Annotated in this window: 12 protein-coding genes; 3 read left to right on the top strand and 9 right to left on the bottom strand. The window is 61.0% G+C overall.

The features are described 5' to 3' along the window. Positions 1-147: 147 nt before the first annotated feature. The 3 genes from betA to betI form a co-directional block, all read right to left on the bottom strand. Entirely contained in the window at positions 148-1,851 is a 1,704-nt protein-coding gene (gene betA / locus LUU92_RS26760; RefSeq protein ID WP_071490313.1) for a choline dehydrogenase, read from the bottom strand. 143 nt (positions 1,852-1,994) lie between these two features. Further along, on the bottom strand, positions 1,995-3,467 hold the full coding sequence (gene betB / locus LUU92_RS26755) for a betaine-aldehyde dehydrogenase (protein WP_257102867.1): 1,473 nt from the start codon (positions 3,465-3,467) through the stop codon (positions 1,995-1,997). A gap of 91 nt (positions 3,468-3,558) precedes the next feature. Beyond that, a complete protein-coding gene (betI, locus tag LUU92_RS26750) occupies positions 3,559-4,152 on the bottom strand; it encodes a transcriptional regulator BetI (RefSeq protein ID WP_017735982.1) in 594 nt (197 codons plus the stop codon). 378 nt (positions 4,153-4,530) lie between these two features. On the opposite strand from betI, the gene LUU92_RS26745 reads away from it, so the two are divergent. Further along, the gene (locus LUU92_RS26745; protein WP_231999537.1) at positions 4,531-6,465 is read left to right on the top strand and encodes a BCCT family transporter; all 1,935 of its coding nucleotides are present in this window, start codon (positions 4,531-4,533) and stop codon (positions 6,463-6,465) included. A 61-nt stretch (positions 6,466-6,526) separates the two neighbouring features. Here LUU92_RS26745 and choV read toward each other — a convergent pair whose 3' ends face one another. The 3 genes from choV to LUU92_RS26730 form a co-directional block, all read right to left on the bottom strand. Further along, positions 6,527-7,705, bottom strand: coding sequence for a choline ABC transporter ATP-binding protein (gene choV, locus LUU92_RS26740; protein WP_058426626.1), 1,179 nt, complete (start codon positions 7,703-7,705; stop codon positions 6,527-6,529). Beyond that, the gene (choW, locus tag LUU92_RS26735; protein ID WP_016972877.1) at positions 7,702-8,547 is read right to left on the bottom strand and encodes a choline ABC transporter permease subunit; all 846 of its coding nucleotides are present in this window, start codon (positions 8,545-8,547) and stop codon (positions 7,702-7,704) included. The genes choV and choW overlap by 4 nt, the downstream gene beginning before the upstream one ends. A gap of 69 nt (positions 8,548-8,616) precedes the next feature. Further along, entirely contained in the window at positions 8,617-9,564 is a 948-nt protein-coding gene (locus LUU92_RS26730) for a choline ABC transporter substrate-binding protein (protein ID WP_071490310.1), read from the bottom strand. Between the two features lie 415 nt (positions 9,565-9,979). Between LUU92_RS26730 and LUU92_RS26725 the strand changes: the two genes are divergently transcribed. Further along, entirely contained in the window at positions 9,980-11,356 is a 1,377-nt protein-coding gene (locus LUU92_RS26725; RefSeq protein WP_071490309.1) for an L-serine ammonia-lyase, read from the top strand. A gap of 508 nt (positions 11,357-11,864) precedes the next feature. Beyond that, positions 11,865-12,968: a choline metabolism transcriptional regulator GbdR gene (gene gbdR, locus LUU92_RS26720; RefSeq protein WP_005792167.1), complete on the top strand. Its 1,104-nt coding sequence runs from the start codon at positions 11,865-11,867 to the stop codon at positions 12,966-12,968. A 95-nt stretch (positions 12,969-13,063) separates the two neighbouring features. Here the strand turns inward: gbdR and LUU92_RS26715 are convergent, their stop codons facing one another. The 3 genes from LUU92_RS26715 to LUU92_RS26705 all read right to left on the bottom strand — a co-directional run bounded on the left by LUU92_RS26715 (position 13,064) and on the right by LUU92_RS26705 (position 15,262). Next, complete coding sequence (locus tag LUU92_RS26715; protein WP_010207120.1) at positions 13,064-13,327, bottom strand: hypothetical protein; 264 nt, start codon at positions 13,325-13,327, stop codon at positions 13,064-13,066. 285 nt (positions 13,328-13,612) lie between these two features. Next, positions 13,613-14,773, bottom strand: a complete 1,161-nt coding sequence (locus LUU92_RS26710; RefSeq protein ID WP_093514140.1) for a gamma-butyrobetaine dioxygenase — start codon at positions 14,771-14,773, stop codon at positions 13,613-13,615. 9 nt (positions 14,774-14,782) lie between these two features. Then, the gene (locus tag LUU92_RS26705; protein WP_257102866.1) at positions 14,783-15,262 is read right to left on the bottom strand and encodes a thioesterase family protein; all 480 of its coding nucleotides are present in this window, start codon (positions 15,260-15,262) and stop codon (positions 14,783-14,785) included. Positions 15,263-15,266: the final 4 nt, after the last annotated feature.

The following is a 15,266-nucleotide window of genomic DNA, read 5'->3' as shown; positions in this document are numbered from 1 at the left end:
GCAGACAGAGTAGCTGATCAAGGAGGGGTTTTGCAGTGACTGGTCGGGCCTCTTCGGGGGCAAGCCCCCTCCCACACTTGATCGGGTTCACACGGTCAAAAATGTGGGAGGGGGCTTGCCCCCGATGGGAACACCGCGGTGTATCCGTTACTGCGCGGTAGGGCCCACTTCACGCAGCGGCTTGCCACGTACCGGCGCGTCGCCTGCCACGTAGTAGTCGGCGGTGCTGCGTGGCAATGGCTTGCGGCCACGGATCTTGTCGGCGATTTTCTCGGCGATCATGATTGTTGGCGCGTTCAGGTTGCCGGTGGTGATGATCGGCATGATCGACGCATCGACTACACGCAGACCCTGCATGCCATGCACGCGGCCTTCGCCATCGACTACTGCCATTTCGTCGGTGCCCATCTTGCACGAGCAGGACGGGTGGAACGCCGTTTCGGCGTGCTCACGGATGAACTTGTCCAGTTGCTCATCGGTTTGCACATCGATACCCGGGCTGATTTCGCGGCCACGGTAGGGGTCCAGCGCCGGCTGCTGCATGATTTCACGGGTCAGGCGGATGCCGTCGCGAAATTCCTGCCAGTCCTGCTCGGTGGCCATGTAGTTGAAGAGGATGCTCGGGTAGTCCCGTGGGTTCTTCGACTTCAACTGGATGCGGCCACGGCTCGGCGAGCGCATGGAGCCCATGTGCGCCTGGAAGCCGTGCTCTTTCACACCGTTGCTGCCGTTGTAGTTAATCGCCACCGGCAGGAAGTGGTACTGGATGTTCGGCCATTCGAACTCTTCACGGGTGCGGATGAACCCGCCCGCTTCGAACTGGTTGCTGGCGCCGATGCCGGTACCGTTGAACAGCCACTCGGCACCAATGGCCGGCTGGTTGTACCAGAGCAGCGACGGGTACAGCGACACGGGCTGGGTGCAGGCGTATTGCAGGTACAGCTCAAGGTGGTCCTGCAGGTTTTCACCGACGCCTGGCAGGTCGTGGACCACCGGGATGTCGAGGCTTTCCAGCAGTTTGGCCGGGCCGACACCGGAGCGTTGCAGCAATTGCGGCGAAGCGATGGCGCCGCTGCACACCAGCACTTCCTTACGGGCGCGGGCTTCGACGCGCTCTTCGGCGGCGCCGATCAGGTAACGCACGCCAACCGCACGTTTGCCTTCGAACAACACTTTGTCGGTGAGGGCGTGGGTGACGATGGTCAGGGTGGAACGCTTCTTGGCGGTGTCCAGGTAACCGCGTGCGGTGCTGGCGCGACGGCCTTTAGGCGTGACGGTACGGTCCATCGGGCCGAAGCCTTCCTGCTGGTAGCCGTTCAAGTCTTCGGTACGTGGGTAACCGGCCTGCACGCCGGCTTCGACCATCGCGTGGAACAGTGGGTTGTTGCCAGGCTTGGGCGTGGTCACGCTGACCGGGCCATCGCCGCCGTGCCAGTCGTTGGGGCCGATATCGCGGGTTTCGGCCTTGCGGAAGTACGGCAGGCAGTCGAGGTAGGTCCAGTCTTCCAGGCCCGGCAGCTTCGCCCAGTTGTCGTAGTCCATGGCGTTGCCACGGATGTAGCACATGCCGTTGATCAGCGAGGAACCACCCAGGCCCTTGCCGCGCCCGCATTCCATCCGGCGGCCGTCCATGTGCGGCTCTGGATCGGTTTCGTAGGCCCAGTTGTAGCGGCGGCCTTGCAGTGGGAATGCCAGGGCGGCTGGCATTTGCGTGCGGAAGTCGAAACGGTAGTCGGGGCCACCGGCTTCCAGCAGCAGGACGGTGACGCCTTCGTCTTCGGTCAGACGGGTCGCCAGGGTGTTACCGGCGGAGCCGGCACCCACAATGATGTAGTCGTATTCTTGGGACATTGGATGCACCCTCTTTGATGTGTGGTCAGGTCGGGCCTCATCGGGGGCAAGCCCCCTCCCACATTTTTGAATGTATTCGCAAATCAAAGTGTGGGAGGAGGCTTGCCTCCGATGGCGGCCTCAGGCAATACATGGCCCGGGTCTTAGAACACCGAGGCGTAGTCGCCCAGCTCAACCTGTACCGATTTGATGCGGGTGAAGTTGTTCAGCGAGCTGATGCCGTTCTCACGGCCCACACCCGATTGCTTGTAGCCACCGACCGGCATCTTCGCGTCGGATTCGCCCCAGGCGTTGATCCAGCAGATACCCGCTTCCAATTGGTGAATCACGCGGTGAGCGCGGTTCAGGTCTTTGGTCACCAGGCCAGCGGCCAGGCCGAAGTCGGTGTCGTTGGCGCGGCGGATCACTTCTTCTTCGGTCTCGTAGGTGAGGATGCTCATCACTGGGCCGAAGATTTCTTCACGGACGATGGTCATTTCGTCGGTGCAGTCGGTGAACACGGTCGGGGCCACGTAGGCGCCTTTGGCGAAGTCGCCGTCGGTCAGGCGGTCGCCGCCGCACAGTACGCGCGCGCCTTCTTCCTTGCCTTTGGCGATGTAGCTCAGCACGCTTTCCATGTGGGCGAAGCTGACCAGCGGGCCGAAGTTGGTGTTGTCGTCCTGCGGGTCGCCGACGCGGATGCGCGCAACACGCTCGACGATCTTGGCTTCGAATGCCGCTTGCAGGTGCTTGGGTACGAACACGCGAGTGCCGTTGGTGCAGACCTGGCCGGAGCTGTAGAAGTTGGCCATCATCGCGATGTCGGCGGCGCGATCCAGGTCGGCGTCTTCGAACACGATCAACGGCGACTTGCCGCCCAGTTCCATGGTCACTTCCTTGAGCGAGGAGCTCGACGCGCTCGCCATGACTTTCTTGCCGGTGTCGGTGCCGCCGGTGAACGAGACTTTCTCGATGCGAGGGTGCTCGGTCAGCCAGGTGCCGACTTCACGGCCGCTGCCGGTCAGCACGTTGAACACGCCCGCCGGAACGCCGGCTTCGGTGTAGATCTCGGCCAGTTTCAGCGTGGTCAGCGAGGTGACTTCGCTTGGCTTGAAGATCATCGCGTTGCCGGCGGCCAGGGCCGGTGCGGATTTCCACAGGGCGATCTGGATCGGGTAGTTCCACGCGCCGATACCGGCGACCACGCCCAGCGGCTCGCGGCGGGTGTAGACGAACGAGGTGTCGCGCAGCGGGATCTGCTCGCCTTCGATGGCCGGCACCAGGCCTGCGTAGTATTCCAGCACGTCGGCGCCGGTAACGATGTCGACGTATTTGGTTTCGGAGAAGGCTTTACCGGTGTCCAGGGTTTCCAGGGCGGCCAGCTCGTCGTTGCGCTCGCGCAGGATGTCGACGGCACGACGCAGGATGCGCGAGCGCTCCATGGCGGTCATCGCAGCCCAGATTTTCTGGCCTTTCTCGGCGCTGACCACGGCACGTTCAACGTCTTCTTTCGTCGCGCGTTGCACTTGGGCGAGAACTTCACCGTTAGCCGGGTTGATGGCTTCGAAGGTGGCATCGCTGCCAGCGTCGCTGTAGCCGCCGTCAATGTAGAGTTTTTGCAGTTCGAAACGGGCCATAAAGTCCTCGCAAGTGCATAAGTGGTTGGCGTTGACTGCCGTACCGTAAGCCGGTGCGGCAGCGTTCAGGGGTTGAGCGTTTATGTGTGCTCTAACTCACCTGCTTGGCCAATTGGAAATCCATGTATTCGTAAGCGATCCGTTGCGCCTGCGCCGTGTCGAAAGCGTCTCCCGACAGGGCGCCGCGCAACCACAAACCGTCGATCAGGGCCGCCAGGCCGCGGGCTGCTTTGCGTGCGTGCGGCAGCGGCAGCACTCGGCGGAACTGGCAGCACAGGTTGGAATACAGACGTTGATCGTTGATCCGCTGCAACCTGTGCAATGACGGGTGGTGCATGCTGGTGGCCCAGAAGGCCAGCCAGGTTTTCATTGCCGGTCCGTTGACCTGGCTGGCGTCGAAGTTGCCCTCGATGATCACCTGAAGGTGCGCCCGTGGGCTGTCGTCCGTCAGCGCCTGCCGGCGTTCATGGACGTTGTCGATCAGTGCGTTCATCAAGTAGCGCATCGTCGCTGCAATAAGGCCGTTCTTGTCCTTGAAGTAGTGACTGATGATGCCGTTCGAGACACCGGCCAAACGGGCGATCAGCGCAATGCTGGCATCTCCCATTCCGACCTGATCGATGGCCGTCAACGTGGCTTCGATCAACTGCTGGCGGCGTATGGGTTGCATACCGACCTTGGGCATGTAGCACCTCTCCTTAGGCCTGCGGCGGGCGATAAACGTCCGTCGGCTTGATGGCCAGTCTATTTTGTTTTGATTGAACGTTCAATCAACAAAGAATAAGATCTGCGACAAATGGTCGCGTCCTACAGGTATTTCCCACCTGCAGGCGCGACATCCGGCACCTGGTTAAACCCCTGAAACGTCCCTGGGCACTGCGCCCGTGGGGGACAGGGATTTAAGGGGTGTCTTTATAACACCCGTCCGTCGACTGCCGAAAAATCGATGTCCCGGGATAACCGTTGCCTTGTGTTTCTCTCTCGCACTGCCCGGAGCATCTGCGCCATGAGTTCTGCCTCTCTTATAAAAACCCCACCGGAAAAGGTGCGGGTCAACGGTTGGGTGTTCTACACCTCCACCGCGCTGATTCTGTTGTTGACTGCCATTCTGATCATCGCCCCGCAGGAGGCCGGGCGCATGCTCGGTGTTGCCCAGGCGTGGCTTTCGAAAAGCTTCGGCTGGTACTACATGGTGGTCATCGCCGCCTACCTGGTGTTTGTGGTGGGCCTGGCGTTTTCGTCCTACGGCAAGTTGAAACTGGGCAGCAAGGACGACACCCCGGACTTCAGCTACGGCGCCTGGGCCGGCATGTTGTTCTCCTCGGGCATCGGCATCTCGCTGCTGTACTTTGGCGCCTCGGAGCCGCTGGACCATTACTTCAACCCGCCCGAAGGCGCAGCCGCCAGCAATGGCGCCGCACGCCAGGCGCTGCAACTGACCTTCCTGCACTGGGGCCTGCATGGCTGGGCGATCTATGCCCTGGTCGGCCTGGCCGTGGCGTACTTCGCGTATCGCCATAACCAGCCGCTGGCCCTGCGTTCGGCGCTGTACCCGCTGGTGGGCGAGCGTTGGGTGAAAGGCGCGGCCGGCCACGCGGTGGATGGTTTCGGCATGTTCGTGACCCTGCTGGGCCTGGTGACGAACCTGGGGATTGGTTCGATGCAGGTGTCGTCCGGGTTGGAAAACCTGTTCGGCATGCAGCACAGCAACACCAACCTGTTGATCGTGATCATCGTGATGAGCACCGTGGCGACCATTGCTGCCGTGTCGGGCGTGGAGAACGGCATCCGCCGCCTGTCCAACCTCAACATCGTGCTGTTCAGCGGCCTGTTGATCTTTGTGCTGTTGTTCGGCCCGACCCTGCATTTGCTCAACGGCCTGGTGCAGAACACCGGGGACTACCTCAACGGCATCATCCTGAAAACCTTCGACCTCTACGTGTACGAAGGCGACGCCGACAAGACCGAACGCTGGATGGGCCTGTGGACCCTGTTCTACTGGGCGTGGTGGATTTCCTGGGCGCCCTTCGTGGGCATGTTCATCGCGCGGATTTCCCGTGGTCGCACGGTGCGTGAACTGGTGGCCGGCGTGCTGCTGATTCCGCTGGGCTTTACCCTGGCGTGGTTGTCGATCTTCGGTAACTCGGCCCTGGACCTGGTGCTGAACCACGGTGCGGTGGAGTTGGGCAAGACGGCGCTGGAGCAGCCTTCCATGGCCATCTACCAGTTGCTGGAGCATTACCCTGCGTCGAAAATTGTTATCGGCGTGTCGATCTTCGTAGGCTTCGTGCTGTTCCTCACCCCGGCGGATTCCGGCGCGGTGATGATGGCCAACCTGTCGTGCAAAGGTGGCAACGTGGATGAAGATGCGCCGCACTGGCTGCGGATCTTCTGGTCGGCGGTGATCACCCTGGTGACTATCGGCCTGCTGTTTGCCGGCAACTTCGAAGCCATGCAAACCATGGTGGTGCTGGCGGGGCTGCCGTTCTCGGTGGTGCTGATCTTCTTTATGTTCGGCTTGCACAAGGCGATGCGCCAGGACGTGGCCATCGAACAGGAGCAGGCGCAATTGGCCGAGCGTGGTCGCCGTGGTTTCAGCGAGCGTCTGACGGCGCTGGACCTGCAACCGAGCCAAGGCACCGTGCAGCGTTTCATGGACAAGCATGTGACGCCGGCGTTGGAAGAGGCGGCGACGGCGTTGCGTAATCAGGGCTTGGAAGTGCAGACCCTGCTCGGTAAGTCCAAGCGTTGCATCGGTGTGCGCATCGAGATGGAAGAGGGCAACCCGTTTGTCTATGAAGTGAGCCTGGATGCCTACTCGTCGGCGCCGAGCGACCTGCCCGAGGAAGAGCGCACTCGCTACTACCGTGCCGAGGTATACCTGCACAACGGACCTCAGGAATACGACCTGATGGGCTTCACCCAGGAACAGATCACCCGGGATGTGCTCGATCAGTTTGAAAGCCATCGGCAACTCCTTGGCCGGGTCTATAGCTGATAGTTGAAGACGGGTGGTGTCCTCACTGACACCACCTGTTTGCACAGTGAGATGTGCAGTGTTAGCCCAGGTTCTTGCCCAAGAGGGCGTGGTACAGCTCACTGTCTCCCAGAATCCCCACCACCTGGTTGTTGTCATGCAACACCAGCTTGTTGCCGGTGTGGTAACGAATCTGCAACGCATCGCGCATGCCGATGTTCGAGTCCACCAGTGTCGGCAACCGACCCAAACCTTCCACCGCTTGCCCCGGCGCCCAGTTCTGCAGGTTCATCACCGCGCCGTTCTGGCGGGCGCCCTTGATGGTGTTGCCTTCGGCCAGGTCCAGCCACGAGTCGCCGCCCGGATCCAGGCATACCGAACCGTTCACGCGCTTGCAGTTGTCCAGGGTGCGCATCAGGCTGCGACCGCACAGCACGTTCAGCGGGTTGGTGTGGGCGACGAAGGTACGCACATAGTCGTCCGCCGGGTTCAGCACGATCTCTTCCGGCACGCTGTACTGGATGATCTTGCCGTCTTTCATGATTGCGATACGGCTGCCCAGCTTGAGCGCTTCGTCGAGGTCGTGGCTCACGAACACGATGGTTTTGCTCAGCTTGCGTTGCAGTTCCAGCAACTCGTCCTGCAGGCCTTGCCGGATCAGCGGGTCGAGGGCGGAGAAGGGTTCGTCCATCAGCAGGATATCGGCGTCCATCGCCAACGCTCGAGCCAGGCCGACGCGCTGCTGCATGCCGCCGGAGAGTTCGTCCGGCTTCTTGTTGCGCCACTGGGTCAGGCCCACCAGTTCAAGCTTTTCGTCCACCAGCTTGCGCCGGTCTTTCTCTGGGCGGCCCTGCATCTCCAGGCCGAAGCTGATGTTTTCGCGCACCGTCAGCCAAGGCATCAGGGCGAACTTCTGGAACACCATGGCGATGCGCTTGGTGCGCATCATTTTCAGCTCGGCGGGCGTGCAGGACGCGATGTCGATCTGGCGACCTTCATGCTCCACGAACAGCTGGCCACGGCTCACGGTGTTGAGACCGTTGATGCAGCGCAGCAGGCTCGATTTGCCGGAGCCCGACAGGCCCATCAGCACGCAGATCTCACCTTTCTCGATATCCAGGCTGGCTTTTTCCACGCCGACAATCTGCCCGGTCTTTTTCAGGATCTCGTTACGGCTCATGCCCTGGTCCAGCAGCTTGAGCGCTTCGCGTGGGTCTTTGGAGAAGATCACGTCGACTTTGTCGAATCGGATAATGCTCATGCATCACCCCCTACTTTGGCGTCGGGTTGTTTGCAGATGCGGTCGAGCATGATGGCCAGCAGGACGATCGCCAGGCCCGCTTCAAAGCCCAGGGCGATGTCAGCGGTGTTGAGCGCGTTGACCACCGGCTTGCCGAGGCCGTCGGCGCCCACCAGGGCCGCGATCACCACCATCGACAACGACAGCATGATGCATTGGGTAATGCCGGCTGCAATGCTCGGCATGGCGTGGGGCAGTTCAATGCGCGAGAGCAACTGACGACGCGAGCAGCCAAAGGCCTTGCCGGCGTCCATCAACTCTTGCGGTACATCACGGATACCCAGGTAGGTCAGGCGGATCGGCGCGGCAATCGCGAACACCACCGTGGAAATCAGCCCGGGCACCACACCCAGCCCGAAGAGGGTCAGGGTAGGGATGAGGTAGACGAAGGTCGGTACGGTCTGCATCAGATCGAGCACCGGCCGCATCATGGTGTAGAACAACGGTTTGTGCGCGGCAACAATGCCCAGCGGCACACCGATGACCACGCAGACCAGGGTGGCGAACAGCACCTGCGCCAGGGTCTCCATGGTTTCCTGCCAGTAACCCAGGTTGAGGATCAGCAGGAAGGAGGCGATGACAAAAACAGTCAGTCCCCATTTACGTTGGATAAAGTGAGCCAGCAGCGCAATCAGACCGATCAATGCCAGCGGATTGAACCAGGTCAGCGCAAACGTCACGCCGTGGATCATCGTTTCCAGTGTCGATGCGATCGCGTCGAAATAGTTGGCGCCGTGTTGGGTCAACCATTCGACGAAGGCAGCGATGTACTGGCCTAGTGGGATTTTCTGTTCAGTCAGCATGGTAGTGAATGTCCACATGCGAAGAGGGAAAACATCCCGGGGCAGCGCACCGCCCCGGGGTCAGCGGCATTACTTGGAGAGGTAAGCTTTCACGGCCTCCAGGCCAGGTTTGCCATCAACGGTGGTGACACCGGCGAGCCAGGTGTCGAGTACTTGAGGGTTCTTCTTCAGCCAGGCTTTCGCCGCGGCGTCGGGTTTCATCTTGTCGTCCAGGACATTACCCATCAGGGTGCTTTCCATGTTGAGGGTGAACACCAGGTTCTTCAGCAACTGACCCACGTTGCTGCATTCCTGGGTGTAGCCCTTGCGGGTGTTGGTGTAGATGGTGGCCTGGCCGTAGTTGGGGCCGAAGGAATCATCACCCCCCGTCAGGTACTTCATCTTGAAGCGGGTGTTCATCGGGTGCGGTTCCCAGCCGAGGAACACGATGGCCTGGTCGCGCTTGGTGGCGCGTTCGACCTGGGAGAGCATGCCGGCTTCGCTGGACTCGACGACTTTGAAACCGGCGGTTTTCAGGCCGAAGGCGTCTTTGTCGATCAGCGTCTGGATGGTGCGGTTGCCGTCGTTGCCCGGCTCGATGCCGTAGATCTTGCCGCCCAGCTCATCCTTGAATTTGGCGATATCGGCGAAGTCCTTCAGGCCTTTGTTGTACAGCGCTTCCGGGACCGCCAGGGTGTACTTGGCGTTCTCCAGGTTGGCGCGCACGGTTTCCACGGTGCCGGCATCGCGGTACTGCTTGATGTCGTTTTCCATGGTCGGCATCCAGTTGCCGAGGAAGATGTCCATGTTCTTGCCGTCGGCCAGGGACTTGTAGGTCACGGGTACCGAAATCATCGTGGTGCGTGGCTTGTAGCCCAAGCCCTTGAGGATTTCGCTGGTGGTGGCGGTGGTGACGGTGATATCGGTCCAGCCGACATCGGAGAAGTTGACGGTCTGGCATTGTGCCGGTTCTGCAGCGTGCGCCACGACTGGCAGACTCAGCATGGCGGCCAACAACAACGAGGGTGAAGCTTTCATGGGGCTAGACTCCTGTGTTTTTTCTGGCGGCGTTCGCCGCGCTTTATAAGTGTTGCGGTTGGAGCGTGCGACAACAGCTCTGGCACGGTGCCTTGCAAACGAGTCGAGACTGATCATGTACCAGTGAAAATCTGACGCCTACAGGGGGCGTCGTATCCAGTACAGGGAGGGTCGTATCCAGTGTCGGTGACGTCGCTTACAGGTTTTTCCCAAGGCAAAACTGCAGTTTTTGCCCATCTGCACCGCTAAAAACGGCCAAAACCGGTGATCGCACAGGCGCGACGCTGGTGAGCATGGGTGCGTCGGTGTGAGACGCCGTGACGGCAAGTAAAAGCTTGATGATGCCGCCATCTGGGCGATCTGAGCGTAGCAGCTCGTTGGTGTCCGGCCTGTTCACCTGCGGAGTTCCACGTTAATGGCTATCAGTGTTTTCGACCTGTTCAAGATCGGCATCGGGCCTTCGAGTTCTCATACCGTCGGCCCCATGCGCGCCGCGGCGTTGTTCGTTCAAGGGTTGCGTGAACGTGATCTGTTGGAACAAGTGCGGCGCGTCGAAGTTCAGCTGTATGGCTCGCTGTCGGCCACCGGCATCGGCCATGGCAGCGACACCGCGACCATCATGGGCCTGATGGGCGAATGGCCGGACGCCATCGACCCTTCGCAGATCGGCCAACGCATCCACACCCTGCGCGAGACCGACACCCTGCTGCTCGACGGGCGCTTGCCGGTGCCCTTTGTCTGGGCCCGGGACATGCGCCTGCTCGACGAAAACCTGCCGTTCCATCCCAACGCCATGACCCTGGTGGTGTCGGGTGACAACGGCGAGCTGCACCGCGACACCTACTATTCGGTGGGTGGCGGTTTCGTGGTGGATGAAGCCCAGGCGCAAAGCGGCGTGGCCGATATGGACCGCACCGAATTGCCTTACGACTTTTCCAGCGCGGTGGAGCTGTTGCAGCTGTGCAAGACCCACAACCTGCGCGTGGCCGAGTTGATGATGGCCAACGAGAAGGTCTGGCGCTCTGAAGATGAAATCCGCAGCGGCCTGATGAAACTCTGGCGCGCCATGCAGGATTGCGTGGAACAGGGTCTCAAGCACGAAGGCATCCTTCCCGGCGGCCTCAACGTGCGCCGGCGTGCCGCCAAGTTGCACCGCAGCCTGCAGGAGTTGAACAAGCCCAATGTGATTGGTTCGACCCTGAGTGCCATGGAATGGGTCAACCTGTTCGCCCTGGCGGTGAACGAAGAAAACGCCGCCGGTGGACGCATGGTCACGGCGCCCACCAACGGCGCTGCCGGGATCATCCCGGCGGTGCTGCATTACTTCATGAAATTCAGCGAAGAAGTCACCGAGGCCAATGTGGTCGACTACCTGCTCGGTGCGGCGGCGGTGGGCATTCTGTGCAAGAAGAACGCCTCGATCTCCGGCGCCGAAGTCGGCTGCCAGGGCGAAGTGGGCTCTGCCTGCGCCATGGCCGCCGCCGGGCTGGCCGAGATCCTCGGCGCCACGCCGGAGCAACTGTGCAATGCTGCCGAAATCGGCCTGGAACACAACCTGGGGCTGACCTGCGACCCGGTGGGCGGCTTGGTGCAGGTGCCGTGCATCGAGCGCAACGCAATCGCGGCGGTGAAGGCGATCAACGCGGCGCAAATGGCGCTGCGCGGCGACGGCCAGCACTTTATCTCCCTGGACCGGGTGATCCGCACCATGCGCGATACCGGGGCGGACATGCATGACAAGTACAAAGAGACATCGCGCGGTGGGTTGGCGGTCAGCGCGGTGGAGTGCTGAGACCGAGTTGCCTGCATCGGGGGCAAGCCCCCTCCCACATTTGGATTGGTGAACACAGTCAAAGGTGGGAGGGGGCTCGCCCCCGATAGCAATCATCCAGGCGCCGCTGCGCAAAAAGTGAACACCCCAACCAAAAGCGCCACCTTTTAGCGCGTCGCAAATAGATAAGTAGCTTGCGAACGATTTTCGACCTGACCACTGACCTCCCGCGCTTTGGGTGACAGACTTCTCCCACACCCGCAAAGCGCCTTCCCACAAGTGCTACCGATCTGCTCACACACCTTGCCCGGGCGTGTTCCTACGGCCAATTCCAGCCATAACCGTACGTGCGGCGCGGGCTTATTTAGACGCGTCATGAGGTCGTTTTTAGGAGTTATTGGACGGCCATTCAAATTTAGGCATGGCATTTGCTCTATCAATTCAAAGCCTCTCTCCTCGCCGGATGAAGAGCGCAATAACAAGAGCCTCGCCTGAGGCCATCACCCGCTTTGTGTGAGGAGATACCGCGATGACGTCGTTCAACTCCGGGGCCCAACCCCAGAACCGTGCGCCTCAATCCATCGGCTTTTTGCTGCTGGACAATTTCACGCTGATTTCCCTGGCCTCCGCAGTCGAACCGCTGCGCATGGCCAACCAGCTCTCCGGCCGCGAGCTGTATCGCTGGACGACCTTGAGCGTCGATGGAAACCAGGTGTGGGCCAGCGACGGTCTGCAAATCACTCCCGATGCTTCCATGCACAAAGCGCCCGCCCTGGACACCGTGATCGTGTGCGGGGGTGTGGGTATCCAGCGTACCGTGACCCGTGAACATGTGTCGTGGCTGCAAAGCCAGGCACGCCAATCGCGCCGCTTGGGCGCGGTATGCACCGGCAGTTGGGCCTTGGCTTGCGCCGGTCTGCTCGATGGTTTTGATTGCAGTGTGCATTGGGAATGCCTGGCTTCGATGCAGGAAGCCTTCCCCCGCGTGGCCATGAGCACACGCCTGTTTACCCTCGACCGCAACCGCTTCACCAGCTCGGGCGGCACCGCGCCGCTGGACATGATGCTGCACCTGATCAGCCGAGATCACGGTCGCGAACTGTCGGCCGCCATCTCCGAGATGTTTGTGTACGAACGCATCCGCAACGAGCAAGACCACCAGCGCGTGCCGCTCAAGCACATGCTCGGCACCAACCAGCCGAAGCTTCAGGAAATCGTCGCGCTGATGGAAGCCAATCTGGAAGAACCGATCGACCTGGATGAACTGGCGGTATACGTCGCCGTCTCACGTCGCCAGTTGGAGCGGTTGTTTCAGAAGTACCTGCATTGCTCGCCGTCGCGTTACTACCTCAAGCTGCGCCTGATCCGTGCACGGCAGTTGCTCAAGCAAACGCCGATGTCGATCATCGAAGTGGCGTCGGTGTGCGGGTTTGTGTCCACGCCACACTTCTCCAAATGCTACCGCGAATATTTCGGCATTCCGCCACGGGATGAACGCGTCGGCTCCAACACCACCCAACAGGTGGCGATGATGCCAATTCCACAGGCGCTGGTGTTGTCGCCGTTGTCGGGGCCGATGTCGGCGTTGAGTCAGGCGCGCAATGAGTCGACGTTTGCCAGCGTAAGGCTCTAGACCGAGGTTTCTGCATCGGGGGCAAGCCCCCTCCCACATTTGGATGGGTGAACACAGTCAAAGGTGGAAGGGGGCTTGCCCCCGATAGCAATCTATCAGGCGCCAGAGTTCTGCTTGAACTGCACCAGTGCCGGCAACAACTGCTTGTCGATTGCCTGGCGCACGGCCGGCAGAATCGTCGCACTGCCGGTGTACATCTGCTCCACCATGCCCTTGAGCGCCTTGGCCCGTGCCTCGCTCAAGCCGCGTACCGCGCACTCGCAGGCCTGCTCGGCAGTGGCGCCGCTGGACACTTCGAAACCCAGCGAGCGCAGTTGGCCCAGCAGGTCATCCTGGTCAATCAAATCCGCGTGCATCATGACGTTTATCCTGGTGAGGTGAACGGGTGTCTGACTGGGATTCTGGTAGCCACCCAAGGGGGCGGCAAGCGCAGATTGCACGAATGCCTCAGATGGCTATGAGCATGTCGTTTTCGGGCCATTTAACGAAGGCGGTAATGGGCACACTGACTATCAGCAAACAGCTTGAAGGTTTGGTCACCCTCGGGATGTCACGCTCACACAAGGCCCTCTGCCTCGATCCAGTCACGGCTGGATCGGGGCTTTTTTGTGGGGCGGGCTTGCTCGCGAAGGGCGCGCCACGGTCTACCGTTGCAACACCAAAATGCGCGAGAGCAACTCATCCCTATCGATATAACACCCTTGAAAATGCCGAGCCCCGGAAGCCGGGTCAAAAGCATGACGCGCATGCAACGTGCGGCGGTTATCGAAGCACCACAGCTCACCGGGGTTCAGGCGCTGCACCACACGAAAGCGATCTTCCCGCGTCATCGCGATAAAGCGCCGATAGGCGCGATACAGCAACGGCATCTGTTCCACACTCGTCTCAAACGGCCCGCGTAGAAAATTGGCCATGCGGATCTCCGCGATATCGCCCAAGGCATCCAGCGCAATGATCGGCGCCAACTGGCGGTAGTCGCTGTGACGGTCCTTGTTGCGAAACTCCACCGGGATGTCGCACAGCGCCAGGAACGCTTCGGGGTCTTCGGTACGCAGGGCGCAGGCGATGGCAAACCCATCGACAAAAATACTTTCGCCACCGTCGGCATCGTTCACCAGGCAATGCAAAAACTGCAGGCCCGGTTGCAGCTCCCGCGTGGGCAAATCACTGTGCAACGGCAGGTTGAAGGCGGTGTACGCATTGCTGTCGGCATCGGCCTTGGATTGCACGTTGAACAGCACGCCGAAGTTGCTCTCGCGGATGAATGAAATGCGCTTGGCGACCAGCGCCAGGGCGCCGGGCTCGGTGGGCACGCCGCGGATTTGCGTGAGGCCGCAGTCACGTAGCGCCAGCAGCCACTGCAACAATGCGTGGGGGTCTTGCATGACCGCTGAATAGTCGAACACCGGCAGTTGGAAGCGGCTGTCCCACAGCTGGGGTTTGGGCTTCGCCGCCCAGCGTTCGGCGCGGGACTCATCGTCGTAGGCATGCGCCCGCAGCCAGCCGGGGTCGTACTGGCTGCGGTGGCCGCCGCTCCATTGCACGCTCAACAAGCCTTGATCGATGCGTGCGTCGACAGCGCTGAGGTGCTCGTCCACATCGACAATCTCCAGCACCTGCTCGCGGGTCACGCTGTACACGCATTCCGCGCAGGGGCAGTTGTCCCGCAGCCACTGATGATGAAACGGGCTGACCCGCCCATCGGCCCATTGCACACGAATCTGATCATTTAGCACCCGCACCTGCGCAAGGTCGCAGATCTTCGGGTAGGTACGGAAATCGGCAACAGCGGCAGCGGTTTGCATGGTGGCTCCTTATGGTTTTCTGGGCGGCAGTCCAATCACTCGGCCGAGCAGGGCGGGGCGCGGCAGGTCGGCCTGTTGTGCGCTGATGGTCGTGAGTCTTTCCAGGGTGGCCTCGGTGAATGGCGCGGCGTGTGGACCGGCCAGGTCAACGTGCAACAGCATCTGTTCGTTGCCCGCCAGTTCCTTCTCATCCCCCACCAAGTGCAGGCTGTGATAGAGGTGCAGGCGCTTGGCGTCATGGGCGATCAGTTGGGTATGCACCTCCACGTCGGCGCCGAGTTTCACTTCGTGCAGGTAGTTCAGGTGCAGCTCCAGGGTGAACAGCGAATGGCCGCTGGCTTCGCGGTTTTCACTGTCCAGCCCGAGGATGTCCATCAGCGCGTCGGTGGCGTAGCTGAAGATCAGCAGGTAGAACGCGTCGCGCAGATGGCCGTTGTAGTCCACCCAGTCGGGGTGGACCTGGGTGGTGTAAGTGGTGAGTGCGGGCATGTCA

This window comes from Pseudomonas extremorientalis (assembly GCF_024584605.1).
Classification (GTDB): Bacteria; Pseudomonadota; Gammaproteobacteria; order Pseudomonadales; family Pseudomonadaceae; genus Aquipseudomonas; species Aquipseudomonas extremorientalis.
Note: the sequence above shows the minus strand (reverse complement) of the source record. Positions and strands in the feature narration are given on the sequence as shown.

Bases quoted from the DNA above. Each gene is read 5' to 3' on its own strand.
- LUU92_RS26715 (WP_010207120.1), bottom strand. From the start codon at position 13,327: ATGATGCACGCGGATTTGATTGACCAGGATGACCTGCTGGGCCAACTG.
- choV (WP_058426626.1), bottom strand. From the start codon at position 7,705: ATGAGCATTATCCGATTCGACAAAGTCGACGTGATCTTCTCCAAAGAC.
- betA (WP_071490313.1), bottom strand. From the start codon at position 1,851: ATGTCCCAAGAATACGACTACATCATTGTGGGTGCCGGCTCCGCCGGT.
- LUU92_RS26705 (WP_257102866.1), bottom strand. From the start codon at position 15,262: ATGCCCGCACTCACCACTTACACCACCCAGGTCCACCCCGACTGGGTG.
- LUU92_RS26725 (WP_071490309.1), top strand. From the start codon at position 9,980: ATGGCTATCAGTGTTTTCGACCTGTTCAAGATCGGCATCGGGCCTTCG.
- gbdR (WP_005792167.1), top strand. From the start codon at position 11,865: ATGACGTCGTTCAACTCCGGGGCCCAACCCCAGAACCGTGCGCCTCAA.
- choW (WP_016972877.1), bottom strand. From the start codon at position 8,547: ATGCTGACTGAACAGAAAATCCCACTAGGCCAGTACATCGCTGCCTTC.
- LUU92_RS26710 (WP_093514140.1), bottom strand. From the start codon at position 14,773: ATGCAAACCGCTGCCGCTGTTGCCGATTTCCGTACCTACCCGAAGATC.
- LUU92_RS26730 (WP_071490310.1), bottom strand. From the start codon at position 9,564: ATGAAAGCTTCACCCTCGTTGTTGTTGGCCGCCATGCTGAGTCTGCCA.
- betB (WP_257102867.1), bottom strand. From the start codon at position 3,467: ATGGCCCGTTTCGAACTGCAAAAACTCTACATTGACGGCGGCTACAGC.
- betI (WP_017735982.1), bottom strand. From the start codon at position 4,152: ATGCCCAAGGTCGGTATGCAACCCATACGCCGCCAGCAGTTGATCGAA.